This window comes from Microbulbifer zhoushanensis, from assembly GCF_021729055.1.
In the GTDB taxonomy this organism is placed as follows: Bacteria; Pseudomonadota; Gammaproteobacteria; order Pseudomonadales; family Cellvibrionaceae; genus Microbulbifer; species Microbulbifer zhoushanensis.
Map to the genome: position 1 here is coordinate 41835 of NZ_JAJSAO010000009.1, position 22171 is coordinate 64005.

Annotated in this window: 18 protein-coding genes; 7 read left to right on the plus strand and 11 right to left on the minus strand. The window is 63.9% G+C overall.

Annotated elements, in window-relative coordinates:
• Positions 1–8 precede the first annotated feature (8 nt).
• From proB to rplU, 4 genes are all read right to left on the minus strand, one after another.
• Complete coding sequence (gene proB / locus LVD10_RS16900; protein WP_237064398.1) at positions 9–1133, minus strand: glutamate 5-kinase; 1125 nt, start codon at positions 1131–1133, stop codon at positions 9–11.
• A 100-nt stretch (positions 1134–1233) separates the two neighbouring features.
• Entirely contained in the window at positions 1234–2433 is a 1200-nt protein-coding gene (gene cgtA / locus LVD10_RS16905) for an Obg family GTPase CgtA (protein ID WP_232940930.1), read from the minus strand.
• Between the two features lie 133 nt (positions 2434–2566).
• A complete protein-coding gene (gene rpmA / locus LVD10_RS16910) occupies positions 2567–2824 on the minus strand; it encodes a 50S ribosomal protein L27 (RefSeq protein ID WP_232940929.1) in 258 nt (85 codons plus the stop codon).
• 18 nt (positions 2825–2842) lie between these two features.
• Positions 2843–3154 carry a 50S ribosomal protein L21 gene (rplU, locus tag LVD10_RS16915; RefSeq protein WP_232940928.1) on the minus strand — a complete coding sequence of 104 codons (312 nt, stop codon included), beginning with the start codon at positions 3152–3154 and terminating at the stop codon, positions 2843–2845.
• A 288-nt stretch (positions 3155–3442) separates the two neighbouring features.
• Here rplU and ispB point away from each other — a divergent pair, with 288 nt between their 5' ends.
• A complete protein-coding gene (ispB, locus tag LVD10_RS16920) occupies positions 3443–4405 on the plus strand; it encodes an octaprenyl diphosphate synthase (protein ID WP_237064399.1) in 963 nt (320 codons plus the stop codon).
• 143 nt (positions 4406–4548) lie between these two features.
• Here ispB and LVD10_RS16925 read toward each other — a convergent pair whose 3' ends face one another.
• Together LVD10_RS16925 and galU are read right to left on the minus strand one after the other, a co-directional pair.
• Positions 4549–5919 carry a phosphohexomutase domain-containing protein gene (locus tag LVD10_RS16925; RefSeq protein ID WP_232940926.1) on the minus strand — a complete coding sequence of 457 codons (1371 nt, stop codon included), beginning with the start codon at positions 5917–5919 and terminating at the stop codon, positions 4549–4551.
• Positions 5920–5962: 43 nt separating this feature from the next.
• Positions 5963–6805, minus strand: coding sequence for a UTP--glucose-1-phosphate uridylyltransferase GalU (gene galU, locus LVD10_RS16930; protein WP_232940925.1), 843 nt, complete (start codon positions 6803–6805; stop codon positions 5963–5965).
• 307 nt (positions 6806–7112) lie between these two features.
• Between galU and fabA the strand changes: the two genes are divergently transcribed.
• Both fabA and fabB read left to right on the plus strand, forming a co-directional pair.
• Complete coding sequence (fabA, locus tag LVD10_RS16935) at positions 7113–7637, plus strand: 3-hydroxyacyl-[acyl-carrier-protein] dehydratase FabA (RefSeq protein ID WP_232940924.1); 525 nt, start codon at positions 7113–7115, stop codon at positions 7635–7637.
• A gap of 69 nt (positions 7638–7706) precedes the next feature.
• Positions 7707–8930 carry a beta-ketoacyl-ACP synthase I gene (gene fabB / locus LVD10_RS16940; RefSeq protein WP_232940923.1) on the plus strand — a complete coding sequence of 408 codons (1224 nt, stop codon included), beginning with the start codon at positions 7707–7709 and terminating at the stop codon, positions 8928–8930.
• 146 nt (positions 8931–9076) lie between these two features.
• Here fabB and LVD10_RS16945 read toward each other — a convergent pair whose 3' ends face one another.
• From LVD10_RS16945 to LVD10_RS16960, 4 genes are all read right to left on the minus strand, one after another.
• Positions 9077–9919 carry a sugar nucleotide-binding protein gene (locus LVD10_RS16945; RefSeq protein WP_232940922.1) on the minus strand — a complete coding sequence of 281 codons (843 nt, stop codon included), beginning with the start codon at positions 9917–9919 and terminating at the stop codon, positions 9077–9079.
• Between the two features lie 14 nt (positions 9920–9933).
• Positions 9934–10524: a single-stranded DNA-binding protein gene (ssb, locus tag LVD10_RS16950; protein ID WP_232940921.1), complete on the minus strand. Its 591-nt coding sequence runs from the start codon at positions 10522–10524 to the stop codon at positions 9934–9936.
• Between the two features lie 177 nt (positions 10525–10701).
• Positions 10702–11871 (minus strand): MFS transporter, encoded by a 1170-nt coding sequence (locus tag LVD10_RS16955; RefSeq protein ID WP_232940920.1) that lies wholly within the window; start codon positions 11869–11871, stop codon positions 10702–10704.
• A gap of 113 nt (positions 11872–11984) precedes the next feature.
• The gene (locus LVD10_RS16960) at positions 11985–13400 is read right to left on the minus strand and encodes a mannose-1-phosphate guanylyltransferase/mannose-6-phosphate isomerase (protein ID WP_232940919.1); all 1416 of its coding nucleotides are present in this window, start codon (positions 13398–13400) and stop codon (positions 11985–11987) included.
• A gap of 106 nt (positions 13401–13506) precedes the next feature.
• On the opposite strand from LVD10_RS16960, the gene uvrA reads away from it, so the two are divergent.
• The 3 genes from uvrA to LVD10_RS16975 are packed head-to-tail and all read left to right on the plus strand — an operon-like array spanning position 13507 to position 18100.
• Positions 13507–16332, plus strand: coding sequence for an excinuclease ABC subunit UvrA (gene uvrA / locus LVD10_RS16965; RefSeq protein WP_232940918.1), 2826 nt, complete (start codon positions 13507–13509; stop codon positions 16330–16332).
• Positions 16333–16346: 14 nt separating this feature from the next.
• Positions 16347–16844, plus strand: a complete 498-nt coding sequence (locus tag LVD10_RS16970) for a GNAT family N-acetyltransferase (RefSeq protein ID WP_233006721.1) — start codon at positions 16347–16349, stop codon at positions 16842–16844.
• A gap of 29 nt (positions 16845–16873) precedes the next feature.
• Positions 16874–18100: an Nramp family divalent metal transporter gene (locus LVD10_RS16975; protein ID WP_232940917.1), complete on the plus strand. Its 1227-nt coding sequence runs from the start codon at positions 16874–16876 to the stop codon at positions 18098–18100.
• A 56-nt stretch (positions 18101–18156) separates the two neighbouring features.
• On the opposite strand, the gene LVD10_RS16980 is transcribed toward LVD10_RS16975, so the two are convergent.
• The gene (locus LVD10_RS16980; RefSeq protein ID WP_237064401.1) at positions 18157–20319 is read right to left on the minus strand and encodes a penicillin acylase family protein; all 2163 of its coding nucleotides are present in this window, start codon (positions 20317–20319) and stop codon (positions 18157–18159) included.
• A gap of 388 nt (positions 20320–20707) precedes the next feature.
• On the opposite strand from LVD10_RS16980, the gene LVD10_RS16985 reads away from it, so the two are divergent.
• Positions 20708–22162: a pectin acetylesterase-family hydrolase gene (locus LVD10_RS16985; protein WP_237064403.1), complete on the plus strand. Its 1455-nt coding sequence runs from the start codon at positions 20708–20710 to the stop codon at positions 22160–22162.
• Positions 22163–22171 lie beyond the last annotated feature (9 nt).

The following is a 22171-nucleotide window of genomic DNA, read 5'->3' on the forward strand; positions in this document are numbered from 1 at the left end:
CGCGCAGGCTAGAGCAGTATCAGGTTGTCCCGGTGAATCAGCTCGTCGTCGTCGCGGTAACCGAGTAGCTCTGCGAAGCGTTCCGATGGCTGGCCGACGATACGCGCCGCCTCGGCGCTGTCGTAATTCACCAGGCCGCGGGCAATCTCCTCACCCCCGGCATTGCGGCAGGCAACCAGCTCACCGCGATGGAAACGCCCCTCCACACCAGTCACCCCCACGGCCAGCAGGCTCTTGCCCTGCTCCCGCAGCGCCCGCGCAGCACCCTCGTCCAGGACCAGGCTGCCGCGCACCTGTAGCTGGCCGGCCAGCCAGCGCTTGCGGGCCGTCATCGGGTCCGCCTCGGGTAGCAGCAAGGTGCCCAGCTGCTCGCCGGCGCAGACCCGCCGGATCACATCCTCCATCGCCCCGCCGGCGATCACCGTGGCGGCACCGGAACGGGCCGCCAGCTGCGCCGCGCGCACCTTGGTGCTCATGCCGCCACGCCCCAGCCCACTGCGCGAGCCGCCGGCCATGGCCACCAGGGACGGGTCGGCCGCGGACGCCTCGCGGATCAGCTCCGCATCGGGATTGTCGCGTGGGTCCTGGGTAAACAGGCCATCGGCATCGGTGAGGATCAGCAGCGTATCGGCCTCCACCAGGTTCGCCACCAGCGCCGCCAGGGTGTCGTTGTCACCAAAGCGAATCTCGTCGGTAACCACCGTGTCGTTTTCATTGATGATAGGCACCGCCCCCAGGGACAGCAGGGTACGCAGGGTACTGCGCGCATTGAGGTAGCGGGTGCGGTTGGAGAGGTCGTCGTGGTCCAGCAGGATCTGTGCGGTGCGGCAGTCGAACTGGCCGAAGGCGTGTTCGTACACCTGCACCAGGTGGCTCTGTCCCACCGCGGCCGCGGCCTGCAACTGGTGGATCGATTCCGGGCGCCGACGCCAGCCGAGGCGATCCATCCCCGCGGCCACGGCCCCGGAGGATACCAGCAGCACCTCGATACCAGCGGCACGCAGGCCGGCGATCTGGGCGACCCAGTTGGCGATGGCGACACGATTGACCCCGCGACCGTTGTCGGTCAGCAGGGCACTGCCGATCTTGATTACCCAGCGCCGGCCGGCGGCGAGCTGTTGCCGAGCTTGCACGTAGATCCCTCCCCAGGAGCGGCCCCCTCGGGCCGGGACATGCCGGGCGAGCCAGGCTCCCGGCAGCATACATGGTGGCCGGTGCGACCGGCCCCTGTGGTTATTGGCGGTATTCTATCTCGACGTCGTGGTCATCGTCGTCCCAGTCGTCATCATCGTCGTCCTTCTCGGCGTGGCGACCCGCACGCTGCGCCTCGCGCACTTCCTGGATACGCTCCCGCGCCTCGCGCTGCATCTGCCGCTGGGCTTCCAGCTCGGCCCCGGCCAGCTCCGGATCGGCCTCTTCCATGGCACGACGCTCATCCAGGTAGTCCATCAGGCGCCCCGCCAGGGCATCGGTACCCTCACCACGGATGGCCGCCACACGGAATACCGGACCCTGCCAGCCCAGCGCCTGCACGATATCGTCGCAGCGCTGGTCGAGCTCGTCGGCGGGCACCAGGTCGGTCTTGTTCAGGACCAGCCAGCGCTCCCGGGCAGCCAGGGTAGGGCTGAAGGATTCCAGCTCGCGCTCGATTGCCAGGGCATTTTCCACCGGGTCGCTGCCGTCGAACGGCGCCAGGTCCACCAGGTGCAGCAGGACCCGGCAACGGGTCAGGTGCTTGAGGAAGCGGATACCCAGGCCGGCCCCTTCTGCCGCCCCCTCGATCAGGCCGGGGATATCGGCAATCACGAAGCTGCGATGCCTCTCCACCTTCACCACGCCCAGGTTGGGCACCAGGGTGGTAAACGGGTAGTTGGCCACCTTGGGCTTGGCGGCAGACACCGCGCGGATAAAGGTCGACTTGCCGGCATTGGGCAGGCCCAGCATGCCCACGTCCGCCAACACTTTCAGCTCCAGCTTGAGCTGGCGCTCCTCGCCAGGTGTCCCCTTGGTGGTCTGGCGCGGCGCCCGGTTGGTGCTGGACTTGAAACGGGTATTGCCCAGGCCGTGAAAACCGCCCTGGGCCACCAGCAGGCGCTCACCGGCTGCGGTCATGTCGCCGAGGGTCTCGCCGGTCTCGGTATCGATGATGGTTGTCCCTACCGGCACCTTGAGCACCAGGTCCTCGCCCTTGGCACCGGTACAGTTGCGGCCGCGCCCCTGCTCACCGCTGCCGGCGCTATAGCGTGGCTGGTAACGGTAATCCACCAGGGTATTGAGGGACTCGTCCGCCTCCAGGTAGACAGAGCCGCCGTCTCCACCGTCACCGCCGTCCGGACCGCCCTTCTCGACGAACTTCTCCCGGCGAAAGCTCAGGCAGCCGTTGCCACCGTTGCCTGCCTTGACGTAGATGGGCGCCTCATCGACAAATTTCATGATCTCTCCACCGCCGCAGCGGTTGCTGTTCTCTAACGCAGTTTAACCTGCGCAGTGGGGTCTCGCGGCCACGCCGCACAACGAAAAAGCCCCGCTCGGGGGCGGGGCTTTCGGATCGGGTCAGGCAACCGGATTAAGCAGTTTCGATGGAAACGTACTTGCGGTTGCTGGGGCCCTTCACCTCGAACTTCACAACGCCGTCCGCGGTCGCGAACAGGGTGTGGTCCTTGCCCATGCCAACGTTGACGCCAGCGTGGAACTTGGTGCCGCGCTGACGCACGATGATGTTGCCAGCCGCTACAGACTGACCGCCAAAGCGCTTCACGCCCAGGCGTTTACTTTCGGAATCGCGACCATTGCGCGTACTACCGCCAGCTTTCTTGTGTGCCATGAGTCGTTACTCCTCTGCTTATGCCTTGATGCCAGTGATTTTAACTTCGGTGTACCACTGACGGTGGCCCTGACGGGTCATGGAGTGCTTGCGACGGCGGAACTTGATGATCCGGACCTTCTCGCCACGGGCGTGGTTGATCACTTCAGCCGTTACTTTCGCGCCATTGACCAGCGGAGCGCCGATGTTCACGTTGTCACCGTCGACAACCATCAGCACCTTGTCAAAATCGATGGATTCGCCGGTGGCGACTTCCAGCTTCTCCAGGCGAAGGACTTCGCCCTCTTCTACGCGGTGCTGCTTACCACCGCTCTCAAAAACTGCGTACATATCTCTTTATGCTCCGAGATGGACGACACGAAGCAGCGGTCGGGATGCCGGAAACCGGACAGTCACAACGCCGCATTTCGGGAGCTTGCGCCGTATATTCAATACCGAATAAACCTTGGTCCCACTGCCGGCCACGGGAGCCAGCCAAAGCGGGGCGCAGATTCTAATCAATTCGCGACATTGATACAATAGCTGCCCTCTTGCCCGCTGGCGGCCTCCCGGCCTTACCGGCCGGCGCAACCATGTGCTGAACAGCCATTCCCATAAAGCAGTATAAGGAAGCCTTGCATGTTGCCTTTCCACCGGGTCGCCGCCGATGATTTCGCCGCCGTCAACCAGCGTATCCTCGACCAGCTGCACTCCGATGTCCCGCTGGTGGAGAATATCGGCCACTACCTGGTTGAAGCCGGGGGCAAGCGCCTGCGGCCGCTGCTGGTGCTGCTGTGTGCCCGGGCCGCGGGCTATCGCGACGACCGGCATATCGACCTGGCCACCATCATCGAGTTCATCCACACTGCCACCCTGTTGCACGACGACGTGGTGGACACCTCGGAGCGGCGCCGTGGCCGCCTGACCGCCAATGCCAGGTGGGGCAATGCGCCGGCGGTACTGGTAGGCGACTTCCTCTACTCCCGCGCCTTCCAGATGATGGTGGCCCTGGAAGACATGGACATCATGGCGATCCTGTCGGAGACCACCAACACCATCGCCGAGGGCGAGGTGCAGCAGCTGGTCAATGCCGGCGATCCCGCGGTCAGCGAGGAGAACTACCTGGCGGTGATCCACAAGAAAACCGGGGCCCTGTTCGAGGCCGCCTGCGAGACGGCGGCGGTGCTGGCCGGCTGTACCCCGGAGGAGCGAAAGGCCCTGAAACTGTACGGCCGCCACCTGGGCCTGGCCTTCCAGCTGGTGGACGACGCCCTGGATTACCGCGGCGATGCCGAAGAGCTGGGCAAGAATATCGGTGACGACCTGGCCGAGGGCAAGCCGACCCTGCCCCTGATTTACACCATGGCCCGGGGCACCGAAGCCCAGGCGGCGCTGGTACGCGGGGCCATCGAACAACGCAGCGCGGACAAACTGGGAGAAATCGTCGCGGCCATCGAGGAGTGCGGCGCGCTGGATTACACCATGGAGCGCGCACGGGCGGCGGTGGATGACGCGCGGGACCAGCTGGCCATCCTTCCCGAAAGCGAGCAGAAAACCGCGCTGCAGCAGCTCGCGAGCTTTGCCGTGGAACGCACTGTCTGACACCTGGCCCGCTGGTGCGAACCCAGTGTTAGCCCGGCACCAGGCCGGTATCGGCGAGGGGCGGGCGGAGAAAGGCCCTTAATACACCCCAAACAGAAAGGGCGAACACAAGGTTCGCCCCTACCGCTACTGCCGGATGCCGATCAGCCGCGGATCAGCTGCAGCAGCTCCGCGGTCTTTTCCTTCATCAATGCCTCGTCCCCACGGGATTCGACGTTCAGGCGCACCACCGGCTCGGTATTGGACATGCGCAGGTTGAAGCGCCAGTCGGCAAACGCCACGCTCAGGCCGTCCACGTGCTCCACACTCTCCGCGCCGGGCCCGTACTGCGCCTCGGCCTTTTCCAGCAGCGCCGCCGGGTCCTCGACCTTGGAGTTGATTTCACCGGAACAGGGGAAGGCCGCCATGCGCTCGCCCACCAGCTGTGACAGCGACTTGCCGCTGCGGCTCACCAGCTCGGCCACCAGCAGCCACGGGATCATGCCGCTGTCGCAGTAGGCGAAATCGCGGAAATAGTGGTGCGCGCTCATTTCACCACCGTAGATGGCGTCCTCCTTGCGCATGCGCTCCTTGATAAACGCATGGCCGGTCTTGCTCTGCACCGGCTCGCCGCCGGCCGCAGCGACGATATCTTCGGTGTTCCAGGTCAGGCGCGGGTCATGCACGATCCTGGTCTTCTCGCCACCGGCAGCAGTCCGGCCGTCCTTGAGCAGGAAGGCCTCTGCCAGCAGGCCCACTACGTAATAACCCTCAATGAACTCACCGTTCTCATCGAAGAAGAAACAGCGGTCGAAATCGCCATCCCAGGCAATACCGAAATCAGCGCCACTCTCCTTCACCGCGCGGGAGGTGGACTCCCGGTTCTCGGGCAGGATCGGGTTGGGAATGCCATTGGGGAAAGTCCCATCGGGCTCGTGATGGACACGTACAAATTCAAGCGGCAGGTGCGGCGCCAGTGCATCCACTACAGCACCGGCACCGCCGTTGCCGGCATTGACCACCAGCTTGAGCGGCTTCAGCTCAGCGGTGTCGACATAGCCCAGCAGGTGATTGACGAAATCGGCACGGTGATCGTAAGGCTGCAGCTCGCCACGCTTGCCCACCGGCGGGAAGTCGTTCTCTTCCGCCAGGCGCTTGATGTCCTTCAGGCCGGTATCGCCACTGATGGGACGGCTGCCCGAGCGCACAAACTTCATGCCGTTGTAATCCATCGGGTTGTGGCTGGCGGTGACACAGATACCGCCATCGAAATCCCCGTGGAAGGTCGCGAAATAGATTTCCTCAGTACCGCACTCACCAATATGGAAGACGTCCGCACCGGCATCGCGCAGTCCATTGGCGAGGGCGTCGGTCAGCTCGCCACTGGTCAGCCGGATATCGTGCCCGACCACCACCCGCCGGGCGTCAAGGAATTGCGCAAAGGCGCGGCCCACCCGGTAGGCAATATCCACATTCAGTTCGTCGGGCACGCGGCCCCGCAGGTCATAGGCCTTGAAACAGGTCAGTTCGGTCATGGGTAACAGTGTTTCCTGGTTACGCTGATTGGTTGTTTTGTTCTCAGTTCCCGCCCGCCTGGCCGGGCAGGTAGATATTCTGGTAGACGTGGTTGGTGGCCTCGACAAACCCGTCGACGGAGCCACAATCGAAACGGCGCCCCCTGAAGCGGTAGGCCAGCACACAACCGCGCTGGGCCTGGGCCAGCAGCGCGTCGGTAATCTGCACCTCGCCATTTTTACCCGGGGGTGTCTCGCGCAGGAGGTCGAAGATATCCGGGGTGAGGATATAGCGGCCAATAATGGCCATATTGCTTGGGGCATCCTCGGCGGCAGGTTTTTCCACCATATCGGTGACCTGGTACAGGCCGGGCTTGATCTCATTGCCGGCGATCACACCGAACTTGTGAATCTGGTCCTGCGGCACCTCTTCCACTGCCACGATGCTGCAGCGGAACTGCTGGTAGAGCTGCACCATCTGGCCCAGCACCCCCAGCTCCTCATTCAGGCACAGGTCATCGGCCAGCACCACACCGAAGGCGGCATCGCCGATCAGTCGCTCACCCTGCAGGATAGCGTCGCCGAGGCCGCGCATCTCACCCTGGCGGGTGTAGGAGAAACTGGCCCGGTCAATGACGTTGCGCACCGAGTCCAGATAGCGCTCCTTGCCGGTACCGGCGATCTGGGACTCAAGCTCGAAATTGGTATCGAAGTGATCCTCTATGGCCCGCTTGCCCCTGCCGGTCACGAAACCGATCTCGGTCAGGCCCGCCTCAATCGCCTCCTCCACGCCGTACTGCACCAGCGGTTTATTGACCAGCGGCAGCATCTCCTTGGGCATTGCCTTGGTGGCGGGCAGGAAGCGGGTACCGTAACCGGCTACCGGAAAGAGACATTTCTTCAGCATCTGGACCCCAACATTTTCTGGCACTTCTTGTTCTCATGGCGGGCCCCGGGGCCCGCGCGGACTGGAAAGTTACCACAGAACTGTGAAGCAGATCACCCGCACACCGCCGCTGCCGCCAACTGGTACAGGTACGACTATTGAGCGGGGCATTTGCGGCGTTTGTACCCTGTGATTTAGTCAGCAAGGCCCGTGCCAGTCACAAAAAGGCCGCTGACTGACTGGACAACATTTCCCCAGACTTTAGAATGCCCGCTCTTGCAAAAACGCCCAGTCTTTGTGGCGTGAACACCCAATAAACGGGGACAAAATGAGTAATTTCGTTCAGAAAAGCAGCTATTCCCGTGAAGAATTGCTGGCCTGCTCGCGCGGTGAGATGTTTGGCCCGGGCAACGCCCAGCTGCCTGCACCCAACATGCTGATGCTTGACCGCATCACCCATATCTCCAAGGACGGCGGCGCCTACGGCAAGGGCGAGCTGATTGCCGAGCTCGACATCCACCCGGACCTGTGGTTTTTCGACTGCCACTTCCCCGGCGACCCGGTGATGCCAGGCTGCCTCGGCCTCGACGCCATGTGGCAGCTGCTCGGCTACTTCCTGGCCTGGAAAGGCAATCCCGGCCGCGGCCGTGCACTGGGCTGCGGCGAGGTGAAGTTCACCGGCCAGATCTTACCCACCGCCAAGAAGGTCACCTATCATATCCAGCTGAGCCGCCTGGTAGAGCGCAAGCTGGTAATGGGCATCGGTGACGGCTCGGTAGCGGTCGACGGCCGCGAGATCTACACCGCCAAAGACCTGCGTGTAGGCCTGTTCACCCGTACGGACAACTTTTAGTCCGGCCGGAACCAAACTCCGGGCACAATAACAACGTAAACTGCCGGAAAGCTTTACTGGAGACCACTTATGCGACGGGTAGCCATCACCGGACTCGGTATCACTTCCTGTATCGGCACGGACCTGGAGTCCGTGTCCGCCTCACTGAAAGCGGGCCGCAGCGGCATTCGTGCCAACGAGGAGTATCGCGAACTGGGGCTGCGCAGCCAGGTTGCGGGCCCGGTGGAGATCGATTTCAGGGACCATATCGACCGCAAGCACCTGCGCTTCATGGGCGACTCCGCGGCCTATGCCTATATCGCCATGCAGGAGGCCATCCGCACCTCGGGCCTGGAGGAGAGCGATATCTCCAACCCCCGCACCGGCCTGGTGATGGGCTCTGGCGGCACCTCCACCGCAGCCATTATCGATGCCGCGCAAACCCTGAAGGAGAAAGGCGTGCGCCGCGTCGGTGCCTTCCGGGTGCCGCAGGTAATGGGCAGCACCGTGTCGGCCTGCCTGGCCACGCCGTTCAAGATCAAGGGCGTGAATTACAGCATCTCGTCCGCCTGTGCCACCAGCGCACACTGTATCGGCAACGGTGCCGAGCTTATCCAGATGGGCAAGCAGGACATTGTCTTTGCCGGCGGCGGCGAGGAACTGGCCTGGAGCCTGACGCACCTGTTCGATGCCATGGGTGCCCTGTCGAGCAAGTACAACGACACCCCCGAGCGCGCCTCACGCCCCTATGACGCCGACCGCGACGGTTTTGTAATTGCCGGCGGCGGCGGTTGCCTGGTACTGGAGGAGATGGAGCACGCGAAGGCCCGCGGCGCCACCATTTATGCTGAGCTGACCGGCTATGGCGCCACCTCAGACGGTTACGACATGGTGGCCCCCAGCGGTGAAGGCGCAGTACGCTGCATGCAACAGGCCCTGGCCGGCATGGATGGCAATGGGCTGGAGGGCAGCGTGGATTACATCAACACCCACGGCACCTCGACCCCGGTGGGCGACGTGGCCGAGCTGCGCGCTATGCGCGAGGTGTTTGGCGAGCAGGCCCCGGCTTTCTCCTCCACCAAGTCCCTGACCGGTCACTCCCTGGGCGCTGCCGGTGTGCACGAGGCAATCTACTGCCTGCTGATGATGCAGGAAGGCTTTATCACCGCCTCCGCCAACGTGGAGAACCGTGATGAGCAGGCCGAGGGCATGGACCTGGTCACCGAGCTGCGCAAGACTGAACTGCGCCGCGTGCTGTCCAACAGCTTCGGTTTTGGTGGTACCAACGCCAGCCTGGTGTTCGACAAAGTGTGAGCGATGGGCGGGCGAGAGCCCGCCAGCGCAAATAAAAAGGGCGATCCGGATGGATCGCCCTTTTTTTGTGCCATGGATAACCGGCTACCCGCCGGCCCCCGCCGCGCCCCTTCATGATTTAAGCAAGGGGGTGGCCACGCCGTGTCTCAGCGACCGCTGCCGAGCCTTTCGAGCCACAGCTCTACCTGCCGGGTAAGTCCCTGCCTCCAGCTGCGCTGCTGGATACCAAATACGTCCCGCAGGCTGCTGCAGGCGAGCACCGCGCTGCGGTTACCCACCGGTTCCGCCAGGGGCTCCGGCTCGATCGCACTGCCCTCGTCGAGGAACGACTGGGCCCGCTCGACCGCCTCGCGGGCGAATTCCAGCGCCGTGCAACTGTCGGCAGCACCATAGTGGTAGACACCGGAGCGCGGCGCGCCGCTGGCCAGCTGCTGGGCGACCGCCACCACCACCCGCACCAGGTCCGCGATCGTCACCGGGCTGCCGCGACTCTCATCGTCCACGGCGATGGTGCGGTTCTCCAGCAGCGCCTGCAGCACACGCGCCAGCAGCGCATTTTCACTGCGATCGACCATCCAGCCGAAACGCAGCACCGTGAGGTTGTCGCTACCGGCCAGGGCCTGCTCGCAGGCCAGCCACTGGCGGCCGCTGGCGGACTCGGCATTGGGCTCATCGTCCTCGTCGTAGCGTTTGCGCGCACCCCCGGCGAAAACCCGGTAAGAGGAGATATGCACCAGGTGGCTGTAGTCATCGCGTCGGGCGAGTTCACGACAGACCTGCAGGGCCGTGTCCATGAACTCACTGCCGGCACAGCAGGCAGCGTTGATCACCAGGGCGCCGGGGCGCAACTGGTCGAGTTCACCCGGCCCCAGCATCTGCACGCGAAAGCCCACCCGCTGCAGGCGTTTCTGCAGCGGGGCATCGATGTAGTTGCCGGCACCGATAACGGCGACGGTATCCGGCTGGTAACCCGTGTGATAATCAGGCACGCAGAACCCGCGAATCAGAAGGGAATATCGTCATCGAAGCTGTTGTCGAAACCACCGGCCGGCGCCTGGTTCGGCTGCTGGGACGGCTGATTGGAAGGCGGCTGGTTCGAGGGTGCCATGGGCGAGGGAGCAGAGCGTCCCTGGTTACCCTGTGCATAGGGGTCGCCGCCCTGCTGGAAACCACCCTGGTTCTGCTGGCCGTAACCGCCCTGGTTACCCATGCCCTGGCCACCCATACCCTGGCCGTAGCCGCCCTGGTCACCGCCGCGGCTGTCGAGCATCTGCATTTCGCTGGCAACGATCTCGGTGGTGTAGCGGTCCTGGCCGCTGTTCTTGTCCTGCCACTTGCGCGTGCGCAGTGAGCCCTCAATGTAGACCTTGCTGCCCTTGCGCAGGTACTCGCCGGCGATCTCCGCCAGGCGATTGAAGAACACCACACGGTGCCACTCGGTGCGCTCCTGCTGCTGGCCGGTCTGCTTGTCCTTCCAGGTCTCGGAAGTCGCCAGGTTGACGTTGGTTACCGCACCGCCGCTCGGCATATAGCGGGTCTCCGGGTCTGCGCCCAGATTGCCGATCAGGATGACTTTGTTAATACCCTTGGCCATGGCCCTCTCCTCTTTCGCCCGCGGTACGCCCCGGGCGGCAATTATCAAATGGTCTGAATAGTCTCAGGCTGTCCCTATCACCCGCCGGCGCCAACGTGGCACCAGCGGCAGGTTGCCCCCTGCAACCAGTGTATTTTTATCCAGCAGCATACAACAGTCGCTGCCGGGGTGCCCAGCTCAGCCGGGCGCCAGCTGCCGGCGCCCTTCCAGGAACCACCACAGCAGCCCCCAGGCCAACAGCACCGCGCCACCCAGCGCGGCAACCGAGGGCGCCCCGCCGGCTCCGAACAGGTATCCGCCCAGGCTGCCGCCGGCAAATGCGCCCAGGAACTGGAAAGTCGCGTACAGGCCGCTGGCCGCGCCGCGGGACTCGGCCGGGGCGGTGCGGGTCAGCTGGGCCGGCAACAGTGCCTCCAGCAGGTTGAAGGCAATGAAGAACACCGCCAGCAGGGCCAGCAATCCCGCCGGGCCAACCGGCAGTACCAGGGCGGCGCTGCCGCCCCCAAGTCCCAGCAGGGCCAGCGCCATTGCCCGGGAGACACAGCCCCGGCGCTCCGCCAGGCGCATCAGGGGCAGCATCACCACGAAGGCGCCCAGCATCAGCGGCCCGTATATTTTCCAGTGCGCGGCGCCGGGCACACCCAGCTGTTCCACCAGTACCAGTGGCAGCGGCACAAACAGGGCGGTCAGCAGCAGATGGGAAAAGAACACCCCGCTGACCAGCTGCCAGGTATTGCCGCTGGCCAGCAGCTCCCGGAAGCCGGCACGGTTCACCGCCGGCCGCGCGGCGGCTGCCGGTGTCGGTACCAGGCGCCAGAGCATCAGCATGCCCAGCAGTGCCAGCACGGCGGTCACCCAGAAAATCGCCGCCAGCCCGCCGGCCCCCGCCAGTACCGGGCCCAGCATGACCGCGAGCATAAAGGAAATGCCAATCGCAGCGCCGATCGCCGCCATTGCCTTGCCGCGGTTCTCGTCCCGCGTCAGGTCTGCCATCAGCGCCATGGTGGCGGCGGCAATGGCACCGCAGCCCTGCAGCACCCGGCCGGCGATCAGGCCGTAAACAGAGTCGGTATTGGCTGCCACCACGCTACCCAGGGCAAACACCCCCAGCCCCAGGAAAATGACCGGCTTGCGGCCCCAGCGATCCGACAGGATGCCCAGCGGTACCTGCAGCAGGGCCTGGCTGAGCCCGTAGGCCCCCAGGGCGATGCCCAGCAGGAACGGCGTGCTGTGGCTGTAGTCGGCACCGTACACGGACAGCACCGGCAGCACCATAAACAGGCCGAGCATGCGGAATATGTAAAGCGAGGCGAGCCCCATCAGGGCGCGTCGTTCAGTGGCATTCATGGGCAGAGGGATTCATCCGGGGGTCCGGGCGCACAGCTTCAATGGGCGCGCATTGTAACAGCGGCGCGGCCCCGGTTGGGAACCGGAACCGTGCCGTCGAGCCTGCCGTGTTGTCAGCTACGCCCGTATTTGTCTTCGAGGCGGACGATATCGTCTTCCCCCAGGTAGCTGCCGGACTGCACCTCGATAAGCTCCAGCGGGATGGAACCCGGGTTTTCCAGCCGGTGGGTCACGCCCAGGGGGATATAGGTGGATTCATTTTCTGTGACCAGCAGCTCTTCCTCCCCACGGGTGACACGGGCGGTGCCGCGTACCACGATCCAGTGCTCCGCACGGTGGTGGTGCATCTGCAGGGACAGCTGCCGCCCCGGCTTGACCACGATGCGCTTGACCTGGAACCGGGGACCGGCGTCGATGGAGTCGTAGTAACCCCAGGGCCGGTAGACCTTGCGGTGCGCGCGGGCCTCGCCACGGCCGGACTGCTCGAGCCGCCGCACCAGCTTCTTGACTTCCTGCACCCGGCCCTTGTCCGCGATCAACACCGCATCATCGGTGTCCACCACCACCAGGTCGCGCACCCCCAGCAGGCCCACCAGGCGGTTGTCCGCCCGCACCAGGCAGCCACTGGAGTCCTCTGCCAGTACGTCCCCGTGCAGCAGGTTATCGTCACCGTCCTTCTCGGCCAGCTCCCACAGTGCAGACCAGGAGCCCACATCACTCCAGCCGGCGTCCATGGGCACCACTGCCGCAGACTCGGTACGTTCCATCACTGCATAATCCACCGACTCGCTCTCGCAGGCGGCGAAAGCTGCCGCGTCGACCCGGGTGAAATCCAGGTCCCGCGCCGCACCGGCGAAAGCCGCGCGGCAGGCCTCGAGGATACCCGGCCGGTATTCGCGCAGCTCCTCCAGGTAGCGTGAGGCGCGGAACAGGAACATGCCGCTGTTCCAGCTGTAGTCGCCGCTGTCCAGGTAGCGCTCTGCGGTCGCGGCATCCGGTTTCTCGACAAACTCGGCCACCTTCCAGGCGCCCTCCCCCAGCTCCTCGCCGCGACGGATGTAACCGTAACCGGTCTCGGCACAGGTGGGCACGATGCCGAAAGTGACCAGGTGACCGCGCTCCGCCAGTTCCCGCGCTCCGGCGGCCGCGCGCTCGAAGGCGGGGATATCCGCCACTGCGTGATCGGCCGGCAGCACCAGCAACAGCGGGTCCTCGCCCTCCCCGGCATCCTCGAGTGCCGCCAGCGCCGCCAGAGCAATGGCCGGCGCGGTGTTGCGCGCGCAGGGCTCCAGCAGAATCGACTGCGCCGAGCGACCGACTTCCTGCAGCTGCTCGGCGGCGGCGAAGCGGTGCTCCTCATTGCAGACCAGGATTGGTGCGGCCACACCGGCCACACCGTCCAGGCGCATGGCGGTAGCCTGCAACATGGTGTCGCTGCCAGCCAGCGGCAGGAACTGTTTCGGGTAGGCTTCACGGGAGAGTGGCCACAGGCGCGAACCAGTGCCACCGCAGAGAATCACGGGAATCATGGATATCCGTTCCGGAGGTAAGGGTGATTAATTTGAGGCCAGATTTTGGCACAAGTGCCGGAGAGATTATACTTGCCTGTTTTCCGACCAAACCACAGGATGCTGCGTGGATACGATTTATGTCCGGGGTGCGCGCACCCACAACCTGAAGAATATCGACCTGGATATTCCCCGCGATAAACTTATCGTGATCACCGGACTGTCCGGTTCCGGCAAGTCATCACTGGCTTTCGACACCCTGTATGCCGAGGGCCAGCGCCGCTACGTGGAATCGCTGTCCACCTACGCACGCCAGTTCCTGTCGATGATGGAAAAACCGGACGTGGATACCGTGGAAGGCCTGTCACCGGCCATTTCCATTGAACAGAAGTCCACCTCCCACAACCCGCGCTCCACCGTGGGCACCATTACCGAGATTTACGATTACCTGCGCCTGCTGTTTGCACGGGTCGGCGAGCCGCGCTGCCCGGACCACGCAGAACCCCTGCAGGCCCAGACGGTGAGCCAGATGGTGGACCAGGTACTGGCGCTGCCAGAGGGCAGCAAGCTGATGCTGCTGGCACCGGTGGTGCGCGACCGCAAGGGTGAGCACCTGCATGTCTTCGAGCGGCTGCGCCGCGACGGTTTTGTGCGCGCACGGATCGACGGTGTGGTCTGCGACCTGGACGACACCCCCAAGCTCGACAAGCGTCGCAAGCACACCGTCGAGGTGGTGGTGGACCGGTTCAAGGTGCGCCCCGACCTGCAGCTGCGTTTGGCCGAATCCTTCGAGACCGCCCTCGCCCTGACCGAGGGCATCGCATCCATCAGCTTTATGGACGGCGACCAGGAAGACCGCCTGTTTTCCGCCCGCCACGCCTGTCCGGTGTGTGATTACTCACTGAACGAGCTGGAACCGCGGCTGTTCTCGTTCAATAACCCGGCCGGCGCCTGCCCCAGCTGTGATGGCCTGGGTGTCAAGCAGTTCTTCGACGAGGACAAGGTGATCCTGGATGCGGAGAGCAGCATCTCCGAGGGCGCGATCCGCGGCTGGGACCGCCGCAATATCTACTACTATCACATGCTCGATTCTCTGGCCGAGCACTACGGCTTCGACCTGGACAAGCCGTGGAACAAACTCCGCAAGGCCCATCGCGAGGTGATCCTCCACGGCAGCGGCGACGAGGTGATCGACTTCAGCTACGTCAATGACCGTGGCGATGTCACCGTGCGCCGGCACACCTTCGAGGGCATCATCCCCAACTTCCAGCGCCGCTACCGCGACACCGAATCACAGTCGGTGCGCGACGAACTGGCAAAATACCTCAGCACCCAGAACTGCCCCGAGTGCAGCGGTACCCGCCTGCGCCGCGAGGCGCGCAACGTGTTCGTGGACAACCGTACCCTGGCGCAACTCACCGAGCTGCCCGTGGGCGATGCCTTTGACTACTTCGACCACCAGCTTACCTTCCAGGGCGCACAGAAAGAGATTGCCGACAAGATCCTCAAGGAGCTGCGGGATCGCTTCCGCTTTCTGGTGGATGTGGGCCTCAACTACCTGACCCTGAATCGCAGCGCCGAAACCCTGTCCGGCGGCGAGGCCCAGCGTATCCGCCTGGCCAGCCAGATCGGGGCAGGTCTTGTCGGCGTGATGTATATCCTCGACGAGCCCTCCATCGGCCTGCACCAGCGCGACAACGAACGCCTGCTGGCCACCCTCACCCACCTGCGCGACCTGGGCAACACGGTGATCGTGGTGGAGCACGATGAGGACGCCATCCGCAGCGCGGACTACATCGTCGATATCGGCCCCGGCGCCGGCGTGCACGGCGGCGAAGTGGTGGCCGCCGGACCGGCCGAGGCTATTACCGCCTGTGAGCGCTCACTTACCGGCCAGTACCTGTCCGGTGCCAAGGAAATTGCCGTCCCCGAGGAACGCTACCTGCCCGACCCGGAATACAAACTGCGTATCGAGGGCGCCAGCGGCAACAACCTCAAGGAGGTCGACCTGGAGATCCCGGTGGGCCTGCTCACCTGTGTCACCGGGGTATCCGGCTCCGGCAAGTCCACCCTGATCAATGCCACCCTCTACCCGCTGGCGGCGACGGCGCTGAACAAGGCCACCACCCTCAAGGCCGCGCCCCATGCCGCGGTGCACGGCCTGGAGCATTTCGACAAGTGCGTGGATATCGACCAGAGCCCGATCGGCCGCACGCCGCGCTCGAACCCCGCCACCTACACCGGGATCTTCACCCCGATCCGCGAGCTGTTCGCCGGCACCCAGGAGGCGCGCTCGCGCGGCTACAAGCCCGGCCGCTTCAGCTTCAACGTCAAGGGCGGCCGCTGTGAGGCCTGCCAGGGGGATGGGGTGATCAAGGTGGAGATGCACTTCCTGCCCGATATCTATGTGCCCTGCGACACCTGCAAGGGCAAGCGCTATAACCGCGAGACCCTCGAGGTGCACTACAAGGGCAAGAACATCAATGAAGTCCTCGAGATGACCGTGGAGGAGGCCCGGGAGTTCTTCGACCCGGTGCCGGCTATTGCCAAGAAATTGCAGACACTGATGGATGTGGGCCTGTCCTATATCAAGCTGGGCCAGGCGGCCACCACGCTTTCCGGCGGCGAGGCACAGCGGGTCAAGCTGTCCCGCGAGCTGTCCAAGCGGGACACCGGCCAGACCCTGTATATCCTCGACGAGCCCACCACCGGCCTGCACTTTGCCGATATCCAGTTGCTGCTGGACGTCCTGCACCGGCTGCGGGACCACGGCAATACCGTGGTAGTGATCGAGCACAACCTGGATGTCATCAAGACCGCCGACTGGATTGTCGACCTGGGCCCGGAGGGCGGCTCCGGCGGCGGCGAGATCATCGCCACCGGCAGCCCGGAGGAAGTGGCGGAGATGGAGGTATCCCACACCGGTCGCTTCCTGAAGCCGATGCTGCAATAACGGGGCTGTTGACGGTGATAGAAACGGCGCGACTGCGACTGCGAAAGTTCACGCTGGACGATGCACCCGGTTTCTATGCCCTCAGCGCAGACCCCGAGGTGGTCCGCTACACCGGCCAGGCCCCGTTCAGCTCTCTGGCCGAGGCCACCCGGGCCCTGGAAGACAAGCCATTGCGCGATTACCGCGAGCGGGGCTTCGGCCGGCTGGCCTGTATCGAGAAAAGCACGGGCAACCTGATCGGCTTCTGCGGCCTGAAGTTTGTACCGGAAATCGAAGAGGTGGATATAGGCTACCGCTTCCTACCCGCGTACTGGGGACGGGGGCTGGCTACCGAATCGGCGCAGGCTGTGATGGCCTGCGGTCGCGGGGAAATGGGCCTGCGACGGATTGTGGGGCTGGTGCAGCCGGCAAATACTGGCTCTGCCCGGGTGCTGCAAAAACTGGGCATGCGGTTCGAGCGGGAATTCGATTTGACCCCGGAGGAAACGGGACTGCACCTCTACGCCAGATAAATACAGAACATAAACAGAACATAAAAATAATGAAAATCACCAGGCACCTGAGTATCGGCCCCGCTACCATGGTAGCGGCCGCTTTCATCGGCCCCGGCACCGTGGTCACCGCCAGCCTCGCCGGCGCCAACTATGGCTACGCCCTGCTCTGGGCATTGCTGTTCGCGGTACTGGCCAGCATCGTGCTGCAGGAGATGGCGGCACGCCTGGGCGTGGTGACCGGCCGTGGCCTGGGGGAGAATATCCGTGAATCCTTTCGCCGGCCGCTGCCGCGCTTCGCCGCCATCGCCCTGGTGGCCAGCGCCATCCTGGTGGGCAATGCCGCCTACCAGGGCGGCAATATCGCCGGCGCCGGTATGGGCCTTCGCGCCCTCACCGGTGATGGGGACCCATCCCGCTGGGGCTTCAACCCCTGGGCAGTGTTGATCGCCCTGGTGGCGTTTGCGCTGCTGTGGAGCGGCAGCTACCGACTGGTGGAAAAAACCCTGGTCGCCCTGGTGGGCCTGATGAGCCTGGCCTTCCTTGCCACCTTCCTGATCAGCCGGCCCGATATCCCCGCGCTGTTCCAGGGACTGCTGGTACCGCGGATACCGGAGGGCGCAACCCTGACCGTCATCGCCCTGGTGGGGACCACGGTGGTGCCCTACAACCTGTTCCTGCACAGTGCCAGCGCCAGCCGCAGGTGGCGGCATCCACGCGACCTTCCCAGCGCGCGCAGCGACATCCTGTTTTCCATTCCCCTCGGTGGACTGATCTCCATGGCCATCGTCGCCACCGCTGCGGCCGCCTTCTTCAGGCACCAGCTGGCGTTGCAGGGCGCGGCCGATATCGCCACCTCAATGCGGCCGCTGTTCGGCGACCTGGCCACCGCAATGATGGGAGTCGGCCTGTTCGCCGCGGGCATATCCTCAGCGGTTACCGCCCCGCTGGCAGCGGCCTACGCCCTGGGCGGCGTCCTGGGCCTGCGCCCCGACCTCAGGTCCGCGGGCTTTCGCAGCCTGTGGATAGCGGTACTGGTTACCGGCGCGGGAGTGGCCACGCTGGAGCTGGAGCCGGTGCAGGTAATCTGGTTTGCCCAGGTCGCCAACGGCCTGTTGCTGCCGGTCGTTACCGGCTTCCTGCTGTGGGAGATGAATACCCCCAGGCTGGGCGAGTACCGCAACTCGCGCTGGCAGAACCTGGCCGGGCTGCTGGTATTGCTGGTAACGGTAATGCTCGGCGGCCGCAGCCTGATGTCGGCATTCGGGCTGCTCTGACAGCAACTCGTCCGCGGGCGCTCCCGCCCAGTCGGGGGAAGCGGCTTGCCTGTTTATCACTTTTGCCCCGGGCGATACCGACGTGTGACATGGGATTCCAGTGCCGCCCGCTCGAAGTGCACCGGTCGCAGCTTCTCCGCGGCAAACAGCGGCGCCTGGTCTGCGTAGTGCGGGGATGTATGGTCCAGGGTGGCTGAACCGAAGTTATGCACGGCGCGCGAGCGCACCCGCCCCTCATCGTCCCAGGCGACCACCATGATGTACCCGTCGCCGGCGCGATTCTCCAGCTCACCCGCGCCATTCAGTGGCCCACCGTAGACCGCGCGCAATGTGTCCGGCCCGCCGTTCAACGGCCAGCCCTGCCCACCGCGGACATGGCGATTGACCGCGCCATAGGGCACCTCGACATTGCCATGATGCTCGACCAGCTGATCCACCGCCCGGCGGAATGCCAGCCCGATCACAGTATCGGAAACCGCTTCGTTCCCGGCGTCCTGCACCGGCTGCAGCGTCAGCACGGCCAGGGCCGCCTGCCGGTTGTCGCGGGACGTGGAAAGGTCCCACCGGGCCAGCGCAGCCAGCGCCGAGTGATAGGGCTCACGCAATAAATCTGCGGGTTTTTCACTGGCCAGCCAGCGACGCAACGCTTTCACCTGGTAGGAGTCCGGGTGGTAGCGGTGGTCGAATTTGAGCCGCTCGAATTCTTCCGCGGAGATTTTCTGCTCGGCACCGTAAAGGGCCTCGATCTGCAGGGCCCGGTTGGTGACCCGGGTTTCGATGCCCATGCTGTCCGGATAGTCCTCGGCCCAGGCATCGTCGTCGCCGTCGGTGGCCTGGAACGGGGCATTGTTGGCGTTGTAGACCAGGCCGGAGACGGGATTAACCGTCCTGGGCACCGCGCTGAAATCCCGGTACCGCTGCCAGATAAGTTCGGAGCGATCGCCGGGCAGGATTTTCTGCCAGTCCCAGCCCCCGATGCGCTCGGGAAACATGGCGTTGTAGTAGTGGGCGATGTTGCCCGCCTTGTCGGCATAGATGTAATTGATGCTGGGCATGGCCTGCATCTGCAGGGCAGCCTCGAACTCCTCCCGGTCCTTAGCCCGGTTCAGGGCCAGCATAAAATCCAGTGTGCGGATTTCTCCCATGCCGGCCCAGCGCACCGCGTAAACTCCGTGTTCCGTTTCCAGCACCGGGCCGTGCTCGGCAATTTTTATCGGCCGCTGCACCGTCCAGTGGAAAGGCCCCCAGAGCCTGACGGTGATCTTCGCCGTGCGTTCCCTGTATTTGCGCCACTCACCATCCAGCCGGTACTCCGCGGGGTTATCGGGGTTGATGGTGAGGCGATAGATATCCACCAGGTCCGGCTTGTTGACGGTGTTGGACCAGCCGATATTTGCATTGTGCCCGTGAATAATCACCGGGGCCCCGGGAAAAGTCGCGCCGGCCATATTCCAGCCCTCGCCTGAATGCAGCCGGGCCTCGTACCAGGCCACCGGACCGGTCAGGGGCTGGTGGGAGTTCACCAGCAGCCGGGTGGCACCATCGGCAGAGCGGTGTGGTGCCACGGCAATGCCCTGGCTGCCGACAGGCAGGCGCTGCTGTGGCTGCCAGGTCAGGGAGGCCTCTCCGGTGCGCGCAACCTCGTGGGGTGCATCGGGGTCCAGCAGCATGCCCAGCGTCTCGTCGAAGCCGTAGAACATGGGGGTCTTGAAGGTAAAGCCGGCCACCAGGTCCTGCCCGGTCACCGGCAACAGATAACGGGAAACCCGCTCCGGGTTCCGGGCGGCATAGAGGTTGAGGCCTGCGGCATAGGCCTCGGCCACCGCACGTGTCTGCGCCGGCAAGGTGGCGTAACCGCGCTCGATGGCCGGCCAGATACCCATCCACTGGGCCAGGTAATCGGTCCTGGCGGCGGCCATGCCTTTCTCCGCCGCCAGAGTGCCGCGCGTGGCGAGGATCACATCCTGGATGGTGGCGAAGTCATCCTCGGCATGGGCATAAGCGAGCCCGAAGGCCACATCCGGGTCGGTGCTGCCGTAGATATGCGGCACTCCCCACTGGTCCCGCAGTATCTCCACATCATAACGCCCTGCAGCGGCAGTAAAGCCATGCCGTTCCAGCTGGGTTTCGATCCCCGGGGGCAGGCTCAGGAAAGCCACCAGAAGTGCCGCGGGAGCTGCCATCGCCACCAACCAGAGCAGGCGTTTTAACCGGACCATAGACTCACCAGGATTATTGTTATTGCTGCCAGTGTCCCCCACCCGTGACGCCGGGTAAAGCCTGCCGGAACTGGTGGCAATCAAACCCCGGCACTGTCTTGCTGTCTTTCTTTTCCACCTGAATTTGTGAAGCAGTTTTCAGCTTGCCGGGGAGACTGGTACGTCTATGGTGACCCGATAGTTCTGCCTGCAAATATTCTCGACCCTGGGCCGACAAGGCACTAGGCTCAGGGCGTTTTACCGAAGTAGCGAACCGGCTCAGCGCCCGTTTTACTCCGGTCGAGACGGACATTTCCCAGGCATTTTTGTCCCCGCAGTACGGCCCCGTACCAACTGGCGCAGCCAGAGAGCAAACGACTGATAATCACTGATCAATCAGGGGATAAAAATGATAAAAGTTCTCCGCAGTGCGGCGCTCGCCTGTGCCGCCATCAGCCTCACGCTCAGCGCCCAGGTGAGCGCAGAACCCGGGGATTACGGCTTCTGGGCCACCCTCGGCAACCTCATAGTGCCGCGCCAGGCCAATGGTCCGGTAACGCAGGAACAGACACAGGGAATGTACCCACTGTCCCGGGAAGTCGATGGCTTCGACGATGGGTTTGACCCGGCCGATTACGACAACTGGCAGAAAGTCGACGTGCCCGCAAGCACCGGGGCCATGTGCGGCAATGGCTCGCCCTACAAGTTTTTCGTGTACCGGGTGCCGGACACCAGCAATACCATTTTTTATTTTGAGGGCGGCGGCGCCTGCTGGGATTACGAGAGCTGCTCGGGCCAGGCGGGTATCCGCGGCGCGCGCAATCCCAATGGCATACCGGATGACTACGTCCAGAACATCAACCTGCTGGACTTCGAAAACTCATCCAACCTGGGCACCGCAGCCGCCTCGCCCCTGATCTATACCCATCATCCCTATGACCAGTTCAAGACCGGCGAGTGGAATATTGTCTACGTGCCTTACTGCACCGGGGATATTTATGTTGGGGACAAGACCCAGGTGTATGCGGATCCCAGCGGCCAGAACCCCGACCTGGTCTGGCATCACAACGGCTTGCGCAACGTGCAGGCGGTCACTTCCTGGGTCAAGAACAACCTGCAGAAACCCCGGCAGATGCTCGCCGCCGGCTGCAGCGCGGGCAGTATCGGTGCACTGCTGAATTACTCGAAATTGCGCGCGGATATGAGTGTGGATTACGGCTACCTGCTGGATGATTCCGGACCGCTATTCAATGCCCCGCGGGACAGCAATGATCCCGAGAGCTATCCGTCACTGCCCCTGCATCGGGAAGTGCTGGATTCCTGGACGACCTATTCGGATGATGGCGATGCGACCGCCGAAAACCCGATCAACCTGCTCACACAGATTACGCCCGGGTTCGATCCCAATGCCCTGGCAACCCTCTACGGCGGCCTCTCAAATAAGTTTCCCGGCGATCGACTGGGTATTACCCACTTCCTGGCGGACGGTAATTTTTCATCCTACTCCTATGAGCGTTTCTTCGGTGAGATTGGCAATGACCCAGATGCACAATCCAAACTGGCGAAGCTCCGTGCCAGGTGGCAGCAGGACACCTTCGACAACCTGATCCCGTTGCTCGACCAGACCGGTAACTGGGGCTATTACTTCCCCCGCTTCCGCAACTTCAATGAAAGCCACTGCACCACCGTGCTCGACCTACAGTATGGGGAAATCGCCGAGCTGGGACTGGATACCCGTGACTTCCTCAACAATATCGTCAACTACCAGGGCGGCAGTTATATCCGTGCGTATGAAACCGACGAGACCTCGGACTTCGAAAATAACAACAACTGGTTCTACGATCTGGTGGGTGGATTGCTCTGACCGGCACCA